General features: G+C 30.0%; 16 protein-coding genes. 6 read left to right on the top strand and 10 right to left on the bottom strand.

Features of this window, described 5'->3' with window-relative positions:
• Positions 1-12: 12 nt before the first annotated feature.
• Both ACE193_RS22155 and ACE193_RS22150 read right to left on the bottom strand, forming a co-directional pair.
• Complete coding sequence (locus ACE193_RS22155) at positions 13-1,386, bottom strand: transposase (protein ID WP_375560375.1); 1,374 nt, start codon at positions 1,384-1,386, stop codon at positions 13-15.
• 73 nt (positions 1,387-1,459) lie between these two features.
• Positions 1,460-3,115: an AIPR family protein gene (locus tag ACE193_RS22150; RefSeq protein ID WP_375560374.1), complete on the bottom strand. Its 1,656-nt coding sequence runs from the start codon at positions 3,113-3,115 to the stop codon at positions 1,460-1,462.
• Between the two features lie 262 nt (positions 3,116-3,377).
• On the opposite strand from ACE193_RS22150, the gene ACE193_RS22145 reads away from it, so the two are divergent.
• Positions 3,378-3,923, top strand: coding sequence for a thioredoxin domain-containing protein (locus tag ACE193_RS22145; RefSeq protein WP_375560373.1), 546 nt, complete (start codon positions 3,378-3,380; stop codon positions 3,921-3,923).
• Between the two features lie 143 nt (positions 3,924-4,066).
• A complete protein-coding gene (locus tag ACE193_RS22140; RefSeq protein WP_375560372.1) occupies positions 4,067-4,693 on the top strand; it encodes a thioredoxin family protein in 627 nt (208 codons plus the stop codon).
• Positions 4,694-4,933: 240 nt separating this feature from the next.
• On the opposite strand, the gene ACE193_RS22135 is transcribed toward ACE193_RS22140, so the two are convergent.
• From ACE193_RS22135 to ACE193_RS22110, 6 genes are all read right to left on the bottom strand, one after another.
• On the bottom strand, positions 4,934-5,407 hold the full coding sequence (locus ACE193_RS22135) for a hypothetical protein (RefSeq protein ID WP_375560371.1): 474 nt from the start codon (positions 5,405-5,407) through the stop codon (positions 4,934-4,936).
• 254 nt (positions 5,408-5,661) lie between these two features.
• Complete coding sequence (locus ACE193_RS22130; RefSeq protein ID WP_375560370.1) at positions 5,662-6,912, bottom strand: hypothetical protein; 1,251 nt, start codon at positions 6,910-6,912, stop codon at positions 5,662-5,664.
• 236 nt (positions 6,913-7,148) lie between these two features.
• Positions 7,149-9,998 (bottom strand): outer membrane beta-barrel protein, encoded by a 2,850-nt coding sequence (locus tag ACE193_RS22125; protein WP_375560369.1) that lies wholly within the window; start codon positions 9,996-9,998, stop codon positions 7,149-7,151.
• Positions 9,999-10,114: 116 nt separating this feature from the next.
• Positions 10,115-10,945: an adenosylcobinamide-GDP ribazoletransferase gene (locus tag ACE193_RS22120; protein ID WP_375560368.1), complete on the bottom strand. Its 831-nt coding sequence runs from the start codon at positions 10,943-10,945 to the stop codon at positions 10,115-10,117.
• Between the two features lie 51 nt (positions 10,946-10,996).
• Complete coding sequence (locus ACE193_RS22115) at positions 10,997-11,758, bottom strand: hypothetical protein (RefSeq protein ID WP_375560367.1); 762 nt, start codon at positions 11,756-11,758, stop codon at positions 10,997-10,999.
• A gap of 3 nt (positions 11,759-11,761) precedes the next feature.
• On the bottom strand, positions 11,762-12,505 hold the full coding sequence (locus ACE193_RS22110; RefSeq protein WP_375560366.1) for a hypothetical protein: 744 nt from the start codon (positions 12,503-12,505) through the stop codon (positions 11,762-11,764).
• 303 nt (positions 12,506-12,808) lie between these two features.
• On the opposite strand from ACE193_RS22110, the gene ACE193_RS22105 reads away from it, so the two are divergent.
• From ACE193_RS22105 to lpdA, 4 genes are all read left to right on the top strand, one after another.
• The gene (locus ACE193_RS22105; RefSeq protein ID WP_375559445.1) at positions 12,809-13,627 is read left to right on the top strand and encodes an IS5 family transposase; all 819 of its coding nucleotides are present in this window, start codon (positions 12,809-12,811) and stop codon (positions 13,625-13,627) included.
• Positions 13,628-13,686: 59 nt separating this feature from the next.
• Positions 13,687-14,073: a hypothetical protein gene (locus tag ACE193_RS22100; RefSeq protein WP_375560365.1), complete on the top strand. Its 387-nt coding sequence runs from the start codon at positions 13,687-13,689 to the stop codon at positions 14,071-14,073.
• Between the two features lie 123 nt (positions 14,074-14,196).
• The gene (locus ACE193_RS22095; RefSeq protein ID WP_375560364.1) at positions 14,197-14,796 is read left to right on the top strand and encodes a ComEA family DNA-binding protein; all 600 of its coding nucleotides are present in this window, start codon (positions 14,197-14,199) and stop codon (positions 14,794-14,796) included.
• A 182-nt stretch (positions 14,797-14,978) separates the two neighbouring features.
• Entirely contained in the window at positions 14,979-16,394 is a 1,416-nt protein-coding gene (gene lpdA, locus ACE193_RS22090) for a dihydrolipoyl dehydrogenase (RefSeq protein ID WP_375560363.1), read from the top strand.
• 66 nt (positions 16,395-16,460) lie between these two features.
• On the opposite strand, the gene ACE193_RS22085 is transcribed toward lpdA, so the two are convergent.
• Entirely contained in the window at positions 16,461-16,991 is a 531-nt protein-coding gene (locus tag ACE193_RS22085; RefSeq protein WP_375560362.1) for a peroxiredoxin family protein, read from the bottom strand.
• Positions 16,992-17,086: 95 nt separating this feature from the next.
• On the bottom strand, positions 17,087-17,938 hold the full coding sequence (locus ACE193_RS22080) for a helix-turn-helix domain-containing protein (RefSeq protein WP_375560361.1): 852 nt from the start codon (positions 17,936-17,938) through the stop codon (positions 17,087-17,089).
• Between the last annotated feature and the right edge of the window lie 313 nt (positions 17,939-18,251).

The raw sequence follows: 18,251 nt of genomic DNA, 5'->3' as shown, positions 1-18,251 counted from the left end.
TATGAGTGTCATTTAAGCAGCGTTTATTAGGTCTTTTGGTGCAAATTGTTCCTCATTTAGAGAATTAAAATTAATTTTAGGGTTATTTATCAACCAATTAATTATTGATTTTACGTGAAATTTATGGTTGTAGTGTACTTTTAGGTCTAAAATACTTAATTTTTGATTTTGGTGTTTTTCTCTAAATTTTTCTACCATTGATTTACTAATTAAGGTCATTGTAAGGCTTAAATTAACAAAATTAGTTAGATTTTTTTCTTTGTAATTTTTAAAATCAGATAAACCAAAATATTGTTTAGCATCTCTAAAATCAAATTCGATTTGAAAACGTAATCTATAATATTTTATTAAGGTCGCATAATCAAGTTCCAAGTCATCAGTGAAAAAAACTTGTATCCCTATTTTTCCATTTTTACGAATGGCTTTTTGTACAACTACATTGAGTTTTTTTCCTTTTATATTTTTACTACGAGCTTCAATCTGGTAGGTTTCTATGCAGGTTTCTTTATCATCTTTTTCAGAATGTTTTAGATGTTTTTTATCTAATGAAGCTAAACAAAGTTGATTTCCATATAAAGGTGGTCTGCCTACTTGAGCTTTTCCTCCTTTTTTTTCTTTTTTCTCTGCTACTTCAAATAAAGTAGCATTTTTGTAAAGTTTCAAAATTAAAAATAATCCATTTTGAGAAACAATATTCAAGTAATTTTCATTTCCATAGGCTGTATCACCAACTACATATTTTACTTTTAAAGTAGGTAATAGAGATGAAAAAAGAGCTAGTGTTTCACTAAAAATACGTTTGAAAGCTCGTAAAGAGGCATTATCTACTTCTTCTTTTTTTTTATTTTTACTTCCTTTTTTTCGCCCTCGTTTCAAAGGTGTACCTCCATTTTGTAATCTTAATTTAGCCTTTTTTTTCTTTGCTTTATCTGCTGCAATACGCAATCTATCAGCTTGATTATGAACCACTTGAATAATATGAATCATAAATGAGGTTCTACTTTCTACATCTATCAAAGATAAAGACGAAAAACAAATGCTATTGATAGGTTTTTCAATAGAGGAACTGTAAAATTTAGAAAGTCCATAACTACATTTACCACTTTTTTTCTCAACTGTTTCGTCTGTTGCTAAAATATAGGTCCTATCTAACTTAAAATTCAAGTGAACAAAAAGAAGAATACGAATAGAAAGCCAATCAATTTCACAACTTAAAAAACGAAAAATAGTACGCAAGCTAAAATTACTATACCGACTCAGGCTACGAGTAGTAACTTTAAAACGAACACAAAACATACTATTGATCAAGCAATATAAAATGCTTATATTTGAACTTGTCATAGTAGTTTCTAAAATAACTTGAAATGAAATGATACTAGGAAGCATAAAAGTATATATTTTGGTCTGGTAACTTAAATATACAACCTTTTTTGTTTCCTTATTTTTTTAGCCTAAAATGTCACTCATATTGCTTTTGATTCTTTTTTAATAAATATTTTTCTATAATAGTTTTAGAAATTGCTAACACATATAAAGGAGTATCTCCATTTAATATAAGTCCTCTTGTATCTCTATTATTTTCTTCAATAAACTCACTACGATAATTGTCATAAAAAGCTAAAATGATATAAGCTGTAATCATATCTTCAAAATTGACTCCTACAAAAACCTTTTCATACAAACCTGTTTCCCCAAAAGCGAATATCTCTTTACTAAATTCAAAAGTAGCTTCAAATGGTTTTTGTAAGTGAAAAGCTAAATATGCTCTCGCAAATTGTACATTAGTTACTATGTCAATTTCTAATTTATCCAATGTTTCAATATCCCTAAATTCTCCTCTACGTTTTTCATACCAAAAATTTGTTTTAAAAGACTCTAACTGCAACCTTCTTTGTTCCTCACGATTAGCCACAAAATCTCTATCTTCCATTTGATTTTGTTGATTTGTAAAACGAGTAATTTCCATATTAAATTGCTCATCACTAGAACGTATCAAACGAAAAGAAACTCGTGCATCAGTATCCATAATTTCACGCTGCTCAATGGTTGCACTTTCATAAGCTTTATAAATAGAATAAACTGTTTGCGCTCCATTTATGACTTGTAAACCTTTTACAGTAAAGGTTTTTGAATGATTACCAACATCAGGAATTCGTTTTGTAATAGCCGTTATTCCATTATTAAAATACCAAAATGTATCAGGTCTTTTTTGTAATGTTTCGACAATCTGCTCATTATATTCAGAAACACGCAACGGATTTCTAATATTCTTGAAGAATAAACTAAACTTGAATTTTTGAAAAAGAGCATGAACAGTTTTTGGTTTAAGAAGAAAAATATACGCCTGCATACGTCCTTCAAACTGCAACATATCACGTTTAGAAGATTCTTGACTTACATGTTCGCCACTATTAAAACGTTCTACTTCTAAGATAATTTCTTCATCTTCTGGGTCATAATTGTACTCTAAAGGATTATTTGCTACAATTTCTTTGTATTTGAACTCAATATAATCTTGTTTTATTCTATTGATGTCAATGAGTTGAAAAGTAACATTAGGCGCATGTTGTTTTTCAAAAGACTTGATTGTATCTTCAATTTCGGGATTGGTGTCAGCAGCCGTAAAGAAAATAAATTTTGCTTTTCCATTAGCTTCCAAATGCTCTATAAGTTTTCTATACTTTTCATTGAATTTTTCGTTTTTGCCTTCCTTTTTACTTCCATCCAAAACAGTATCAAATTCTTTAATTACAGCATTAAATTCTTCCTTTCCAATTTTAGGAAATTCTTGTATTGGACTTCCTTTTTTAACTAAATTACCTTCTTCATTGATGGTAATATTTATCCATTTTGATTGAACGACATAAAAAATACGTTGTCCTTGTGAATCTGTATTCTCAAAAATTATATCACACGAACTATCATCTTTTCCATCTGTAATATATTGTTTGTAGAGCGTTTTTTGTCCATAAAAATTTAAAAACCAAATCAAGAACGCATAGCCTTTATTTTGTTCGTCTTTTTTGTGTTTATGCAATTCTTCATCTTCTTTATTATTGTCAAGAATTTGAACTAACTCTTTATTGAGTAATTTATAAAAATTATTGGTTAGCATTTTTGTAGAGTTTTATTCTATTTTTCAATCTAAAAATCAGATTAAAGATAGTTTAAAATTTTAATTCCTACAATTTGATTTTGAAAATATAGTTTTCAAATCCATACGTTTAGGAAAAGGCAAGCCATTTTCCCTACAAACTAAAATCAGATTTTACAAAAAAATAGACTTTTATAACTATTTTTTTGAATTATTCGAACCTATTTTTATTTAAAAAATAGGTATCTTTGTTAGAACAAATCTTTTATTTCCCCTTCAAACTATGAAAAAACACACTTTTATATATTCCTTTCTCATTATTTTAGTATCTGCAATTTGTTTTTCTTTTATACTAAAAACAGATACAAATTCAGTAAAAAACAATCAAACAGTTACTCCAATAGACGAAAATCAGCTTATTGAACTTACAAAAAAAGAAGATGATTCTCTTTATATAATCAATTTTTGGGCTACTTGGTGCGCTCCTTGTGTGCGTGAACTTCCTTATTTTAATGCTGCTCACAAAAAATATAATAATTCTGATGATAAAGTTTCGATGAAACTTATCAGTATGGATTTTGACACTCAACTAGAAGAACGAGTAATTCCATTTTTTAATCGCAAAAATTTTATGGATTTTGCAATGGATAAGTACTTAATTACGTCTATGGATTATGACAACTGGATGTCTAAAATAGATGAAGATTGGTCAGGTTCTATTCCTGCAACTCTTTTTTATAACAAAACTAAAAATATTCATCATTTTCACGAAGGTGATTACAATCAAGAAGAATTATATCATACGATTGATTCCCTTTTGGCTTTATGATTTGGTCATAGATATAGCTCGTGGGGACACGAGCAATGGTAAATAGATTTATATTAAAAAAAATATTTTCTTCTTACCTCTAAATTTAAACTCCTCCGTTGCTTGTGTCCCCACGAGCGACTTTTTACAAACCCTCAAAAATTATGAACTACAACAAATTTTTCACTTCTATTTCTATGTTAGTAGCAGTTTTGGCTATTACTTTTTTATTCACTGCTGCGACTGACAAAAACGGTTATCAAGTAGGCGATGAAGCAAAAGATTTCAACCTCAAAAATATTGATGGTGAAATGGTTTCTCTTGCTGGAATGGAAGATGCAAAAGGCTATATTGTTACTTTTACGTGTAATCATTGTCCGTATGCAAAATTATATGAAGACCGTTTGATTGCTTTACACAATCAGTTTGCCGAAAAGGGTTATCCTGTTGTGGCAATTAACCCAAATGTTTCGACTACGGAAGCAGATAATTTTGAAGCAATGATTGAACGTGCAAAGGAAAAAAGTTTTCCATTTGTTTATCTTTCTGATGAAGACCAAAGTATTGCAAAAACTTATGGTGCTACAAAAACTCCTCACGTTTATGTAATAAGCAAAAATAAAGGAAAATTAAAAGTAGAATATATTGGTGCTATTGATGACAATGCAAAAAGTGCAGAAGAAGCGACAGAAACGTATGTAGTAGATGCAGTTGATGCGCTTTTGGCTGGTAAAAAAGTTAAAAAGAAAGAAGCTAAAGCTGTTGGTTGTTCTATCAAATGGAAAAAATAGCTTTTTCCATTTAATTTAAGAGGTTGTCTGACAATTTTTGCACCTTATTGATTTTTTCGAATTTTGAATATTGGTGGTCGTCGGTGGAGACACCGACAACGGCTATAACCTGCCGTTGTTGGTGTCCCACCAATGACATAGTGCAAAAATTGTCAGAGAACCATTTAAGACTTGAACTAGTATATTCTCCAAAAACCTTGTATCAAGCTATATTATCCAAGTTTTTTTTATATCTATTTTTTATCTTATTTTAGTTTTGTCTTCCTTTGGAATAATAGAAATATCATCTTTTTTGGTATCTTCTAATTTTGCAAATTCCAAAACTATTTTATCCAAATAATTTTCGGCTTGTTCTACATTCTTAAATTTTTTAGTATGAATTCCAGAACGTTGTACAATATGAGTTGCTTGCAAATCTGCTATATCATTTATTGCTATTACTTCTGCTACTTTACTAATGCCTTTTTGCATAAGATAAGATTGAATAGATTCGTGCAATTTTTCTACTGTTTTTGATTGTATGCCCATAGCTCTCACATCTGAAAGAACAGTAAAATTAGTTGATACTTCCGAAATAGCTTTTTTCCAGTCTTCTACAAAATAAGGAATTACATTTATATCTTTTATGCTTCCTGTAATGCTAAAATAAATTCTGTTTTTAGTTGGATCAGTATGTAATTTGTAATATTGATTATCTATTAGAATAGCTTTCATTTCAAAAGAATTAAGTAGTTTTTGTGATTTTAAAGAGTTAAGTCTTTATAAGTAGGCTTGTCCTTTATTAAACAAAAAATGACCTTTTGTTAAAAAAACTTTCTTATAGTCTATATTTATTCTATAAAGATACAATTTGTTTAGACCAAGACGAAATAGTAGCATAAAATGGCTGACATACATACACTTTGAAAAAAAAATCTTGTATAATTTAAAATTATACAAGATTTTTGCTTTATGCTAAAAAAATAAAATCATCTAATCAACACAATTTCATCACTAATTACTTCTGATTCATTTCCTGCATCATCTTTAAATTTTATATAAATGGTTTTCTTTCCATTTTCTCCCATCAAACGCCAATCACTAACAAGTTCTTCATAAGGCAACCAACGTCCACCTCTAAAATTATCACTATTCGAAATCATCATGTACTTTGCGTCTTCTGCTTTTATGACAAGCTCAACAATTCCGTCAATGTGTCTTGAAGTTTGGTCGCCTCCATTTATTGTAATACTCATATTTGAAGGAGGAGTAGAATCTACATCTATACTAGCCGAAACTACTTCCGTTTCATTTTTGGCATTATCTCTAAATTTTGCATAGAGTTTTTTCTCACCATCACCTTCTGAGAGATTCCATTTCAAGTATTTTTTGATAGGCTGCCATTCTTTTCCTTCAAAAGATTCATTATCTGAAACCATCATTTCTGTTGCTCCTCCTGCTGTAAGTGTAAGCTGAACTTCGGCTGCTTGTTTGGTAAGAGCAGGTTCACCATTATTTATTGTAATCGAAGGACGAACAGGACCTTGTGTATCTAAAACTACTTTATCAGAAACCACTTCAGAAATATTTCCAGAACGGTCACGAAATTTAGCAAAAACAATTTTTACTCCATCTAATTTACTTCCAAGCTGCCAGTCTTCAATTTCAGGAGTAATAAGTTGCCAACGCTGACGATAAAAAGAGCGATGATTAGAAACCATTACATAATAACGTTTGTCCACTTCCTCTGCGTTTACAAAAAGTTTTACAAGTTGTGTAGAGTCTTTAATGGCTTCTCCTTCTACATCAATCTTAATTTTTGGATTTTTGGGAGGAGTCATATCCAAATGAATATCTGCAACTGCATTTGACATAGTTCCTGCTTTAGCATCCTTAAAACGAATATATACTTTTTGATCACCATCTTCTGGTATCAATTTCCAACCATAAACAGTTGGTTGATATGGAATCCAATGTGCATCTATAAAATCTTGACGATTACTGATTTGCATTTGCGTAACATCAAAAGCTGCAATTTGAAGTGTAACAAAAGGTGTACGAGTGTAATGACTTCCTTTATTTATAGTAACTCTATTAGTAGAATCTTTTTTGAAATTAAACTGCGCTTGTACATTGGTAGAAGTAAAGAAAAAAGAAAGTAAAAAAATGCAACTTCCTAGTATTGTTTTGGTTAGAGAAAAACTAGAAGTAGAACGAAAGAATGAACTATGATTTATCATTTTATTAAATTATGTGATAGTCTCATATAATAATGAGTTGTATTGAAAAGCTGTTTTTTTATAGGATATTTTTATGCTAAATACTAAGTATAAATTCCCTAAAAGTATGCCAAATTTAATAAAAATAAAAGGATAAAGAACTGGATTATAAATTTTGATAAATCAAATTGCTACATAATTCTTCTTACTTTTCCTGTAACGAATTGATTTATCAAACCTTTTTATCATTACTTTTATTAATTCCTTCCTCGTCCAAAACGTTGTCCACTTCTTTTTCCTTCTTCTTCTTTGGCTTTGGCACTTTTAAAATTACGAATCATATACGTAAAACTTACCATAAAATAACGATTCAAAACCTGTGTTTGTATATCTTCTACATAAGTTTCGGTAACATTTCTTGAAATACTATTATTTTGGTCTAATAAATCAAAAACGGTTAGTTTTATTTCTCCTCGCTCATCTTTCAAGAAACGTTTTCCGACACTCATACTCCACAGTAAATAATCTTGATTAAAACTATCAGAAAGACCATTATAACTCTGATATGTAATATCATTTTGCCATAAAAAGCCTTTTTTGAATAAAAATAAATTTCTAAATTCAATGTTGTGAGTAATAAAGTTATTGTCTGCTTGTGGCTGAATTGTATTTTCGACAATGTTATAACCCAAATTATAAGTAATTCCGAAATCTATCTTTTCATTGATATTACTAGAAACACTCAAACCTTCTGAAATAACATAATTATTAGAAATATTTTCATTTCCATTGATAAAAGTAGGTGTTCGGTTATAACTAAATTGATTGTTGAGATTAAAATTAAGTTTCCAAAACGGAATGCCAACACTAGCATAAAAACGGCTCGTAACATATCCATCTACATTTACAGGACGAGTAAGCTGAACACCTTCACTCAAAAAAACACCTTCTATCGTAACTGAATCTTGTTGTGCTATCCAAGTAGAATTGGTAATATAATCATTTGTATTTCTGATGTATGCAAAGGCAAAGAAATTGATACGTTTATCAGGGTTGTTGTATGAATAGCGAGCAATATAACGGTTTTCCACTTGTTGATTCAAATCTTCATTACCGACAGAAAGCTGTAAGGGGTTGCTATTATTGACTACTTCTTGAAGCTGTGTAATTTGAGGATTACGAGTAGAAGAGCGATAAATCAAACGAATATTACTATTATCTGAAAATTTGTATCTAGCAACAAATCTAGGTAGAATACTCTGAAATTTTCTATTAAAATTGGTTTCGAAAGGGAATGTCTGTCCACCCTCTAAGGTTGCATTTTGATACGTAAAAGTAGTATTTACAGATAATTTTTTGGTGCGATAGCTGTATGTCAGACCTGCTTGATGATACAAATAATCACTTCCAATAGTAGAAGAAAGTTGATTATTAATGATTTTATTTGGATTTAATTCTGAAAAAATATCAAAAGTTTCAGTTTCGTTTTCAACTTGATTATTTGAATATTCGTATTCTACTTGCAAACTAGATTTTTCTGAAAGAGGTTCTGTATATTCAAATTCACTTGCCCAAAGAATATCATTTTTTTTGTTAAACGTTTCTTGATTGAGCGTGTCAGCACTTTTAAACGTTTCTACATTTGCCAAAAGACTATTTTCTCCATCTTGCAAATTTGCTTGTGTATTTAGTTTTACTGAAAAAGTTCGCCCACGTTTTTTAAATCTATGACGAAAAAGAGCGTCATTTTCAAAGTTGAGAGCCGTTGAGTTATTTTTAAAGTCATTAGTTGTTCTATTTAATAAAAAACCATCATCTAAAAGCGTAGTTGCATCAGTAAAACTAGTACCTTCATAATTTTGAATATTTAATCGTGGTGTCAAAATCAATTCATTGACTGAATCAATTTTGTATTCAAAACGCAATGCAAAACGATGGTTTTGATTACTACTACTACTATTTTGGTCTTGTCTATAAAACTGATTTTGAGTTGTTCCGTTTGCATCATCTTGTAAAAAGAAATCTCTAGTTAGGTTTGTAGTGGCAGAATTGTCACTCCAATTAAGAAAATAGCTTCCTGAAAGTTGAATTTTCTTTCCCCATTCATCTGAATAGTTAATTCCGACGCTATGTGTCTGAGTAATTCCATTTTGTCCACCGACCAAAAAATTATTTGCATCACTTGGGTTTCCTCTATTTCTTCGTCCTCTTCGCCCTGTATTTTCTGAACCTACCACACCCAATAAATCCTGTGTAGAGAAATTTTGCTGACTGACATTATTTGTAATTCCAATGACAGAAATACGCTGTTTTCCATTAAAAAAGTTTATATTTCCTCCTCCAATATAACGCTCATCTGTGCCATAGCCTGCATATATTTTTCCAAATTGTCCGTTTCGGCTATCTTTTTTTGTAATAATATTTATGGTTTTGACTGTATTTCCGTCACTTACTCCAGAAAATTGTGATTGGTCACTTTCTCTATCAAAAACCTGTACTTTATCTATAATTTCGGCAGGCAAATTTTTTAAGGCTGTTTTTGGGTCATTTCCAAAAAACTCTTTTCCATCTACCAAAACTCTACCTACTTCTTCGCCTTGCGCTTGTATTGTTCCGTTTTCAGTGGTAATAGTAGGCATTTTTTTGATAAGTGTTTCTGCATCTGCATTTTTTTCTGTCTTGAAAGCAGAAGCATTATATTGAGTGGTATCTCCTATTTGCTCCGAAACGGTTTGTCTTCCCTCAACTGTTACAGCCAAAAGTGTACTTTCTTCTATCAAAATAGCTGGTAATGTTGTATTTGGTTTTGATAGAGTAATATTTTGAGAATAATTTTGATAACCGACGTAACTAATTTGAAGAATATATTCTTTTTGAGTAAGATTTTTGAAAGCAAATTTTCCTTCTATATCTGTTGTAGCAAAAACGAATTTTGAGGTATCACTAGCAAATCGCATTACGATATTTGCAGAAATAAGAGGCTCTGAGGTTTCTTTTTCTAACACAATTCCTTGTACATCATAACTTTGCGCTAAAGCAAAATTAGAAAAGGGAAGAATAAAAAAGGAAAGAAACAAAAAAATAAAAGAATAAAAAATAGATTTCATCAGAAAAAGTTTTAAGTAAAATTTTTGATTTAAACACGATTACTTAGACACTTTATAGAATGAAAAGTTTAATTATTGATTGTTTAAAAGTGTTAATGTTTGTATTTTCTTTTAAATTATAAATTCTCCAAAAGTTTCAAAACTCCAATAAAGTAAAGATAAATTATGACTTCTGAAATCTGTTGAGTAGCCCCCAAACAATCGCCTGTATATCCTCCAATCCATTTTTTGAAATAATAACCTAGATATAATTTGAGGGCAAAAAGTGGTGCAATGACAAGCGCACCAACAGCCCAAGGAGAAAAAAGAAAAATAGGTAAAAAACCAAAAATAGAACTTACTATAATTTCGGTAGCAGATATTTTTTTACCAATTGGTTTTACTTTACTCAACAAATCTTCACGCACATATTCATGAGTATAAATAAAGGTAAGAGCTGTAAAACGACTCAAACTATGTCCCATCAAGAAAACTATCCAAAAAGAATTAAATGAATTAGCAGCCATAAACTCAAAAAGAGTAAGCAAAGCCGTATATTTCAAAAGTAAAAGCAAAGCCATTCCAATCATTCCATACGCTCCAATCCTAGAATCTTTCATTATTTCTAGGATTTTCAACTTCTCCCAACCTCCACCAAAACCATCACACACATCAGCAAAACCATCTTCATGAAACGCCCCTGTAAGCAATACAGTAGCAATCATACTAAAAATAATGGCTACATAGTGCGAAAATAAAAACTCACTTCCCCAAAAAACAAGTGCAGCTATTCCACCCACAACCCAACCAATAAAAGGAAAATAAATAGATGATTTATTGAGTTGCTCATCACTATAACCTACCCACTTTGGAACAGGAATTCGTGTATAAAACATCAAAGCAGTCAGAAAAAGTCGTAATTGATAGTGAAGACTAGGAAGGAGAGATTGAAGATTTGGAAACCTCATAAAGTAAAACAAAATGTTGTAAATAAATGTATTTTTATTGTGATTTGAATATTAAATCCATTCTATGATAGCAGGGGTATTTTTAGGATTGATGCCTGATTGATAAGAAGTATCCATTTTGAGAATTACTTTTGTTTTTTTGGAAAGCTGTGACACAAATTTCATAAAAGTATCATTACTATTAAATTTTATATTCTTCAAATTGAGTTCTTCCGAAATAGAAGGTGCATCTTTTCGGCGAATATAGACATGTGCATACATAACAAACTCTGGACTTCTTTCCATCAAAAAAATAATATCTATAATGTCTTGATAAGGAATAGCACTTTTAATATTTAGTCCTCTTGTAACTATAAGTTCAGATTCTTCTATGTGAATTTTATTCAATGGAAAAATAGCAAAAAGAGAGTAAAAAAGGGTTGAGATAGCAATAATTCCACTAAAAAGATATTTTATACTATGCTCTTGAAAAATAAGTAAAGCAAGAATAGAAAAAAATGAAGCTCCAAGAATGAGTATAGTAAGCGCAGCAGGAGGAATTTCTTTTATCGTAAAATTATTTTGGTTATAAACTTTAAAAACTAAACTTTTATCTATTGGAATAGCTGCTAATGTCTTGTCTTGCCCACAATGCTCATTTCCCAAATACTCCCAACTCTCCTTCAAAAAAGCAGATTTACACGAAGCACAAATCACAATTTCATCTTTTTCCTTTATCAAATCGCCTGTAATTGGGTCTTTACGTTCTTGATTGAGAAAATCAAAGTGATTTTGAAGAGTTAGTGTGTGCGTATTTTGATACTTGTTTTTCATAAATTAAATCAATTCTATTTTTACAGGTATATTTCTTTTTTCTACAATAGATGAATAATTAGAATTGACTTTCAAAATAACCCTAGTATAACGAGATAAAAAAGCCACAAAATTTAATAACTCTTCATTTTTGGAAAACTGAAGGTACTTTTTTTCTAAAGGTATTTTACTACTCGTTCCATTGGTTTGTTTTATAAAAATATAACTTGATGTAGGTTCTGAGCTATTACAGGTAATTTTTATGTATTTTATTTCTCTATACTCTATTTTTGTTGTTCCTATAATTCTCTTTATTTTCAAACAAGAACTATACAAATTTATACTCGTAGTAGGCATAATCAAAACACTTGTAGCAACAGGAATAAGAAGCGCAATAAGACCGATAACGAGTAGAGTTAATGAATCATCTGAACTAAAATAAACAAAACCAAAAGCCAGTATTTCAATTATCAAAACACCTAAAAATTTTGTAAAAATATCTTCTTTAGGAGCTAGAGATAAAAAAGTAAGTAAACCTATTTTGAGTTCTAATTTATTCTGTTTTGGAATACTTTCTAATGTATCCTTTTGCTCACAATGCGTATTTCCCAAATACTCCCAACTTTCCTTCAAAAAAGCAGATTTACACGAAGCACAAATCACAATTTCATCTTTTTCCTTTATCAAATCGCCTGTAATTGGGTCTTTACGTTCTTGATTGAGAAAATCAAAGTGATTTTGAGTAGATAATTTGTGAATATGTGTCATTTTTTTGAAACTGCGATATAGATTTTAACTTACGTAAAAATAAGTGTTTGAGTTGGTTTTTTGGAAGAGAAGGTTTTATTTATATTGAACTAATATGAGAACAATATCTGTTAATTTCACGTATTTATATTTTGAAATAAAAAAATAATCCTTCACATAAAAATATATAATGAACTATTCTGTAAATGATGAAGTCTTAGAGCGTGTTTAAATTTTATTTTGCCAAAATTTGCAATTTCACTAATATCACTTTACAAAGTTAAATAAAATGAGAATTTGTAGAAGAAGTAGTACTTTTGTTAAATGAAAGAACAAAAAACAACAACTTCTAGGCAACAACGTCGCTTCCTACAGCGCAGTTTTAAACCCTTGACAAATTCTCAATGGGAAATTATAAAAAATCTTTTAGATAAACCAAGAAAACGTAAGCATTCTTTGCGAAATGTTCTTGATGGAATCTTAAAAATAACTCGTACAGGAACTCAATGGCGTAATTTAGACTCTTGTTTTCCACCTTGGGAACTAGTCTATTATTACTTTCGTAAATGGCAAAAAAAGGGAGTTCTAACATTTATTTTAAATCATCTTGTTGGTTTAGAACGAGTTAGGCAAGAGCGTAATGTTTCTCCTACCACTTGTGCAGTAGACAGTCAAAGTGTTAAAATAGCTGCTTTTATAAATGAAGAAGTAGGCATAGACGGTTTTAAAAAAATTAATGGGCGTAAGCGTCATATTGCAGTAGATAGCTTAGGATTACCTCTTGCTATTCACGTATCAGCAGCAAATACTTATGATGGAAATGAAGGTATTGAACTATTTTCTCAATTAGAAGAAGTAGCTTCAGAGCTAGAAATTATTTTCGCAGATAGTGCTTACAAAGGATATTTCAAAGAATGTGCAGCATGGTACAAATGGAAGGTTGAAATTACACAACGTCCACCTAATGAGAAAGGATTTGTTCCTCAAAAGGGAAGGTGGCAAGTGGAAAGGTCGTTTGGATGGTTCAATTTTTTCCGTAGATTAGCCAAAGATTACGAAAAAACAATACAATCTTCTGTAGCTTTTATACAAAGTGTATTTATTACTATAATTTTAGCTAGATTAGATAGAGAAAATTTTTAAACACGCTCTTAAAGACCATAAAAGAATGCTTAAATGAATTAGAATCTTCGAAAGGAAATTTGAGCAATGCTATTAAAAAGCTGAAAAGAGCAGCAGAGTTATCTGAACATAATGATATAGTTGCTTGGTGTAACCTTCAATTAGGAAATCCAACACATACAAAAGCAGCAAACAATTATATACAGGCTAATATAACTTATAGTCGTACTAAAAAAGACGAACACTATAAAGAATTAATGAAAATGCAAAAAGCTTTTCAAGAAATTCTTTTTGAAGTCAATGAAAATAATATTCAAGAACTAAATGCAGAACTAACACAAAAAGCAAGTATAGCTTCTGGAGGTTTAGAAAATATTGGGTTTATAGAAGAAACATATAATGATTTTGTCAAAAATAAAAAAGGAAATAATGGTACTTATTATCAATCTAGTCTCGGTAAGCACTGAAACTTAATAAAAGTCAATGCTCATACAAAAGCTACCTTTATTTATAATAAAATAGCTTTTAAAGATGCTCCTAAATCTAGTTTTGATTATTTAAAATCTGCTGTAGATGATAAACTTTTGGATTTGAATCCAGAGTTAGCAGAACAATTAATGATAACTTTTAAAAGTTTAAATAGCAATTCTGATGAAGAATTATCACATTCACTAACTACTTGTAGACGGATGATTGAGAACTTTGCAGATATAGTATATCCTCCAAGAGAAGAACTTCATAAGGGACGAAAAGTAGGTAAATCACAATACATAAATAGACTATGGGCTTTTATTGATAGTGTAGTAGAAAGTGATACAAACAAGCTTTTAGCTCAAAGTCATCTTGAATATTTAGGTAAATATTTAGAATCTATTCATAAGTTATCTAATAAAGGGGTTCATGCTAAGTTAGCAAAACTAGAAGCTATAAAAACTGTATTTCATCTTTATTTAGTCTTTGCTGATTTATTAGATTATTTAGACTTTGAAGTTATCTCAAGCGATAAAATAGATATAAATAAAGCCTCTATTGATGAATTGGAAGTATTAGGTAATATTAATAGAAATATAGCAAAGGAAATATTTAAAACTCGTATAACTATTGGAAATCTAAATGAGGAAATCTTATTGTCTGTAAAAGGAATGGGTAAGAAAACTTTAGAATCATTAAAAGAAAATTTTCAAGTATAGTTCAATGCAAATTTTCTTAAAACAATTATAAAAAACTATACCTAATTAGCTATGTCAAATCACTATTTCGTAATTCGTAATTTCTAATTCGTAATTGAACTTGAATTACTGACAAAAACCAGTTAATTTTACGTATATATAAATTTAGACAACTAGAATTATTTTTTAATCCATTTTTATAGATGAAATACGACGTAACAATTATTGGTTCAGGTCCTGGTGGTTATGTAGCTGCCATTCGTGCAGCACAATTAGGACTCAAAACTGCAATTATAGAAAAATATGCTACTTTGGGTGGAACGTGTCTTAATGTAGGCTGTATTCCTTCAAAAGCACTTTTAGATTCTTCAGAGCATTTTCATGCTGCTCAAAAAAACTTTAAAGAACACGGCATTGATATCAATGAGCCAAAAGTAAATTTTGAGCAAATGATTGAGCGTAAACGTGGCGTGGTTCAAAAAACCTGTGATGGCGTTGATTATTTGATGAAAAAAAATAAAATTGATGTTTATCAAGGAGTAGGTTCTTTTATTGATAAAAACAATATCAAAGTTACGGCAACAGATACTAAAGAAAAGGGCAAGGAAACTAAAATTGAAACTGATAAAGTTATCATTGCAACAGGCTCAAAACCAACTATTTTTCCTTTCTTTCCTTACGATAAAAAACGTTTTATCACTTCAACAGAAGCATTAGAATTGAAAGAAGTTCCTAAAAAAATGATTGTTATTGGTGGTGGAGTAATCGGAATGGAACTTGGTTCTGTATATGCTCGCTTAGGAACAGAAGTTTCTGTTATCGAATTTATGCCTTCTATTATCCCAACAATGGATAGTACAATGGGAAAAGAATTAGAAAGAGTAAGTAAAAAATCGCTCAAAATGAAATTCTTTTTACAACATAAAGTAGAAGAAGCAAAACAAGATGGCGATGAAGTAGTCATAAAAGCAATAGATAAAAAAGGCAAAGAAGTAGAATTTAGAGCTGATTATTGTTTGCTTTCTGTTGGTCGTCAGGCTTATACAGAAGGTCTAGGATTAGAAAATATCGGTATTAAGACAGACAAAAGAGGTACAATCGAAGTAAATGACCATTTAGAAACAGAAGTAAAAGGCGTTTATGCAATCGGTGATGTTGTTCGTGGCGCAATGCTCGCACACAAAGCTGAAGAGGAAGGTGTAATGGTTGCCGAACTTATGGCAGGACAAAAGCCTCATATCAATTATCTTTTAATTCCAGGAGTTGTTTATACATGGCCAGAAGTGGCAAGTGTAGGCTACACAGAAGAACAACTCAAAGAATCGGGTAGAAAATACAAATCAGGTTCGTTTCCATTTATGGCACTCGGAAGAGCAAGAGCTTCAATGGATACCGACGGACTTGTAAAAGTATTAGCAGATGAAAAAACAGATGAAATACTTGGAATGCACATCATAGGCGCAAGAGCAGCCGATATGATAGCGACAGGCGTAACAGCAATGGAATTTAGAGCATCAGCCGAAGACCTTGCAAGACAAAGTCACGCACACCCAACCTATATGGAAGCAGTAAAAGAAGCATGTTTGGCTGCAACTGAAAATCGTGCTATGCATATGTAAAAAATATTTTTTGTAAATAAGTTTTAAACTCCCTAATTACTTTTATTTTTAGGGAGTTTTTTGTTTTTATTTCCATGCCAAAATTTCAGAAATAGGCAAATGGTCATCATAATCACTTCCATAATAGACTTTATGTATATTTTGATTTTCATCTATCAAAAAATTAGCAGGAAGTACTGGGTCTTCTGCCATTGTTTTTAGACTAAAAAAACCACCAAACATAGCTTTGAGAGCTTTTTTAGGATTGAGCATAGCTTTAAACATTCCATTATATGAGACATCAATACCATATTTTTGATAAACCTTGAAATCTTTGTCTGCAATAATTGGAAAAGGAGGATTTTGCTTTCCTACATATTTCAAAATATCTTCCTTTGAAGAAGCAAAAAAAGCAATAATTTGAATATTTTCTTTCTTAAAATCTTCATTTCGTTTGATTAACTCTTGAACTCGCATATTGCAAAAAGGACAAGCTGCCTTTCTAAAAAAACTAATAAATATTTTCTGCCCTTCGTAATTTTTTAGGTCTATATTTTTATCAAAAGTATCTTTTTTTGAAAAATGAATTGCTGAACTGCCTTTTGTTATTTTTGTCATTTATTTGTATAATCGTAAAGTAAAAAAATGAGCTGAAATAGAATTATACAAAATAAGACAATATCAAATTGAGATAAATATACAAAAAGACCGTTTTACTGGATTTTAGGCTCATTATTTACTTTTCGATAAATGCTTGGAGCAGTTCCTTCTTGTTTCTTGAACATTCTAGTAAAATAGTAAGGGTCATTAAATCCAACTTGATGCGATATTTCAGCGATAGATAAATCAGATAATTCTAATAACTCTTTTGCTTTCTCAATTTTTTTCTTGTTCAAAAATCGTATTGGACTTTCATTATAAATAGAATTAAATTCTCTTTTAAATGATGAAACACTCAAATTACATAAAATTGCTAACTCTTCAACTGATAAATTCTGATAGCTATGTAAGTCAATAATTTTCTTTAATTCAGATTTTCTAGGTGAGTATAAATCTTCAATAAGTTCTAAAACCGATGAAGCATTTTTTGTTTGAACTAATAAAAGAATCAGTTCTTTTATTTTCAGTTCAAGCAAATCATCACTTACCAAAGATGGATTTTGAAAATAAAACTCTAAGGATTCTACAAATTTTGAAATTGTATCAGTAGGAGCTATTTTTTTGACTTGTGTATAATTCGCACTTTTTTTTAATCGTTGGGGTAACTCATTTTTATACAATTTTTCCAAAATTTCAGGATATAAATGAACAGCTAAAACTTCTACCATTGAATCTGTTTTTTTCAACCAATCCACAAAATATGTCCCACATTTCAATAATACAGCATCTTTATTTTCTAAAGTTAGATTTACGTCTGAAGAAATTAGTTTAGTGTCTTTTGATTTGAGATAAATAAAACAACCTTCATTTTGAAAAATAGCTTCATAACGAAAAGGTGGACAAATAATTACTCGCTCAATCAAATTCTTATTCTGATATTGAAATACCTGTCTGTCTTTTATCATAATAGAGTTTTTTAAATGACTTTCAATGGATGTTACTTCTAGTCACAAAATAGATGTTAGAATTTAATTAGCCAACTATTATTGTCAGCATTTTTTTTACTAAAAACTACTGACAAAGTTTTATTAAACGAACACCTATTAATTCTCATTTTTATACTGTAAAAATTGAGATAAACATCGCTTATATTCCTCTAATAATTTTAAGATTTCTGAATTGATATGCAATCACTTACATAATTTATAAAATAATAACGTATTTCATTAAAAGAAAAAACACTAATTTGCAGTATCTTGATTTTCCAAAAGATAATTA

It is taken from the genome of Bernardetia aquimarina (assembly GCF_042180575.1).
Taxonomy (GTDB): domain Bacteria; phylum Bacteroidota; class Bacteroidia; order Cytophagales; family Bernardetiaceae; genus Bernardetia.
Note: the sequence above shows the minus strand (reverse complement) of the source record. Positions and strands in the feature narration are given on the sequence as shown.

Coding starts and splice junctions, on each gene's coding strand:
- ACE193_RS22105 (WP_375559445.1), top strand. CDS start 12,809: ATGAAAGAACAAAAAACAACAACTTCTAGGCAACAACGTCGCTTCCTA.
- ACE193_RS22140 (WP_375560372.1), top strand. CDS start 4,067: ATGAACTACAACAAATTTTTCACTTCTATTTCTATGTTAGTAGCAGTT.
- ACE193_RS22080 (WP_375560361.1), bottom strand. CDS start 17,938: ATGATAAAAGACAGACAGGTATTTCAATATCAGAATAAGAATTTGATT.
- lpdA (WP_375560363.1), top strand. CDS start 14,979: ATGAAATACGACGTAACAATTATTGGTTCAGGTCCTGGTGGTTATGTA.
- ACE193_RS22155 (WP_375560375.1), bottom strand. CDS start 1,386: ATGCTTCCTAGTATCATTTCATTTCAAGTTATTTTAGAAACTACTATG.
- ACE193_RS22145 (WP_375560373.1), top strand. CDS start 3,378: ATGAAAAAACACACTTTTATATATTCCTTTCTCATTATTTTAGTATCT.
- ACE193_RS22115 (WP_375560367.1), bottom strand. CDS start 11,758: ATGAAAAACAAGTATCAAAATACGCACACACTAACTCTTCAAAATCAC.
- ACE193_RS22135 (WP_375560371.1), bottom strand. CDS start 5,407: ATGAAAGCTATTCTAATAGATAATCAATATTACAAATTACATACTGAT.
- ACE193_RS22130 (WP_375560370.1), bottom strand. CDS start 6,912: ATGATAAATCATAGTTCATTCTTTCGTTCTACTTCTAGTTTTTCTCTA.
- ACE193_RS22150 (WP_375560374.1), bottom strand. CDS start 3,115: ATGCTAACCAATAATTTTTATAAATTACTCAATAAAGAGTTAGTTCAA.
- ACE193_RS22120 (WP_375560368.1), bottom strand. CDS start 10,945: ATGAGGTTTCCAAATCTTCAATCTCTCCTTCCTAGTCTTCACTATCAA.
- ACE193_RS22125 (WP_375560369.1), bottom strand. CDS start 9,998: ATGAAATCTATTTTTTATTCTTTTATTTTTTTGTTTCTTTCCTTTTTT.
- ACE193_RS22085 (WP_375560362.1), bottom strand. CDS start 16,991: ATGACAAAAATAACAAAAGGCAGTTCAGCAATTCATTTTTCAAAAAAA.
- ACE193_RS22110 (WP_375560366.1), bottom strand. CDS start 12,505: ATGACACATATTCACAAATTATCTACTCAAAATCACTTTGATTTTCTC.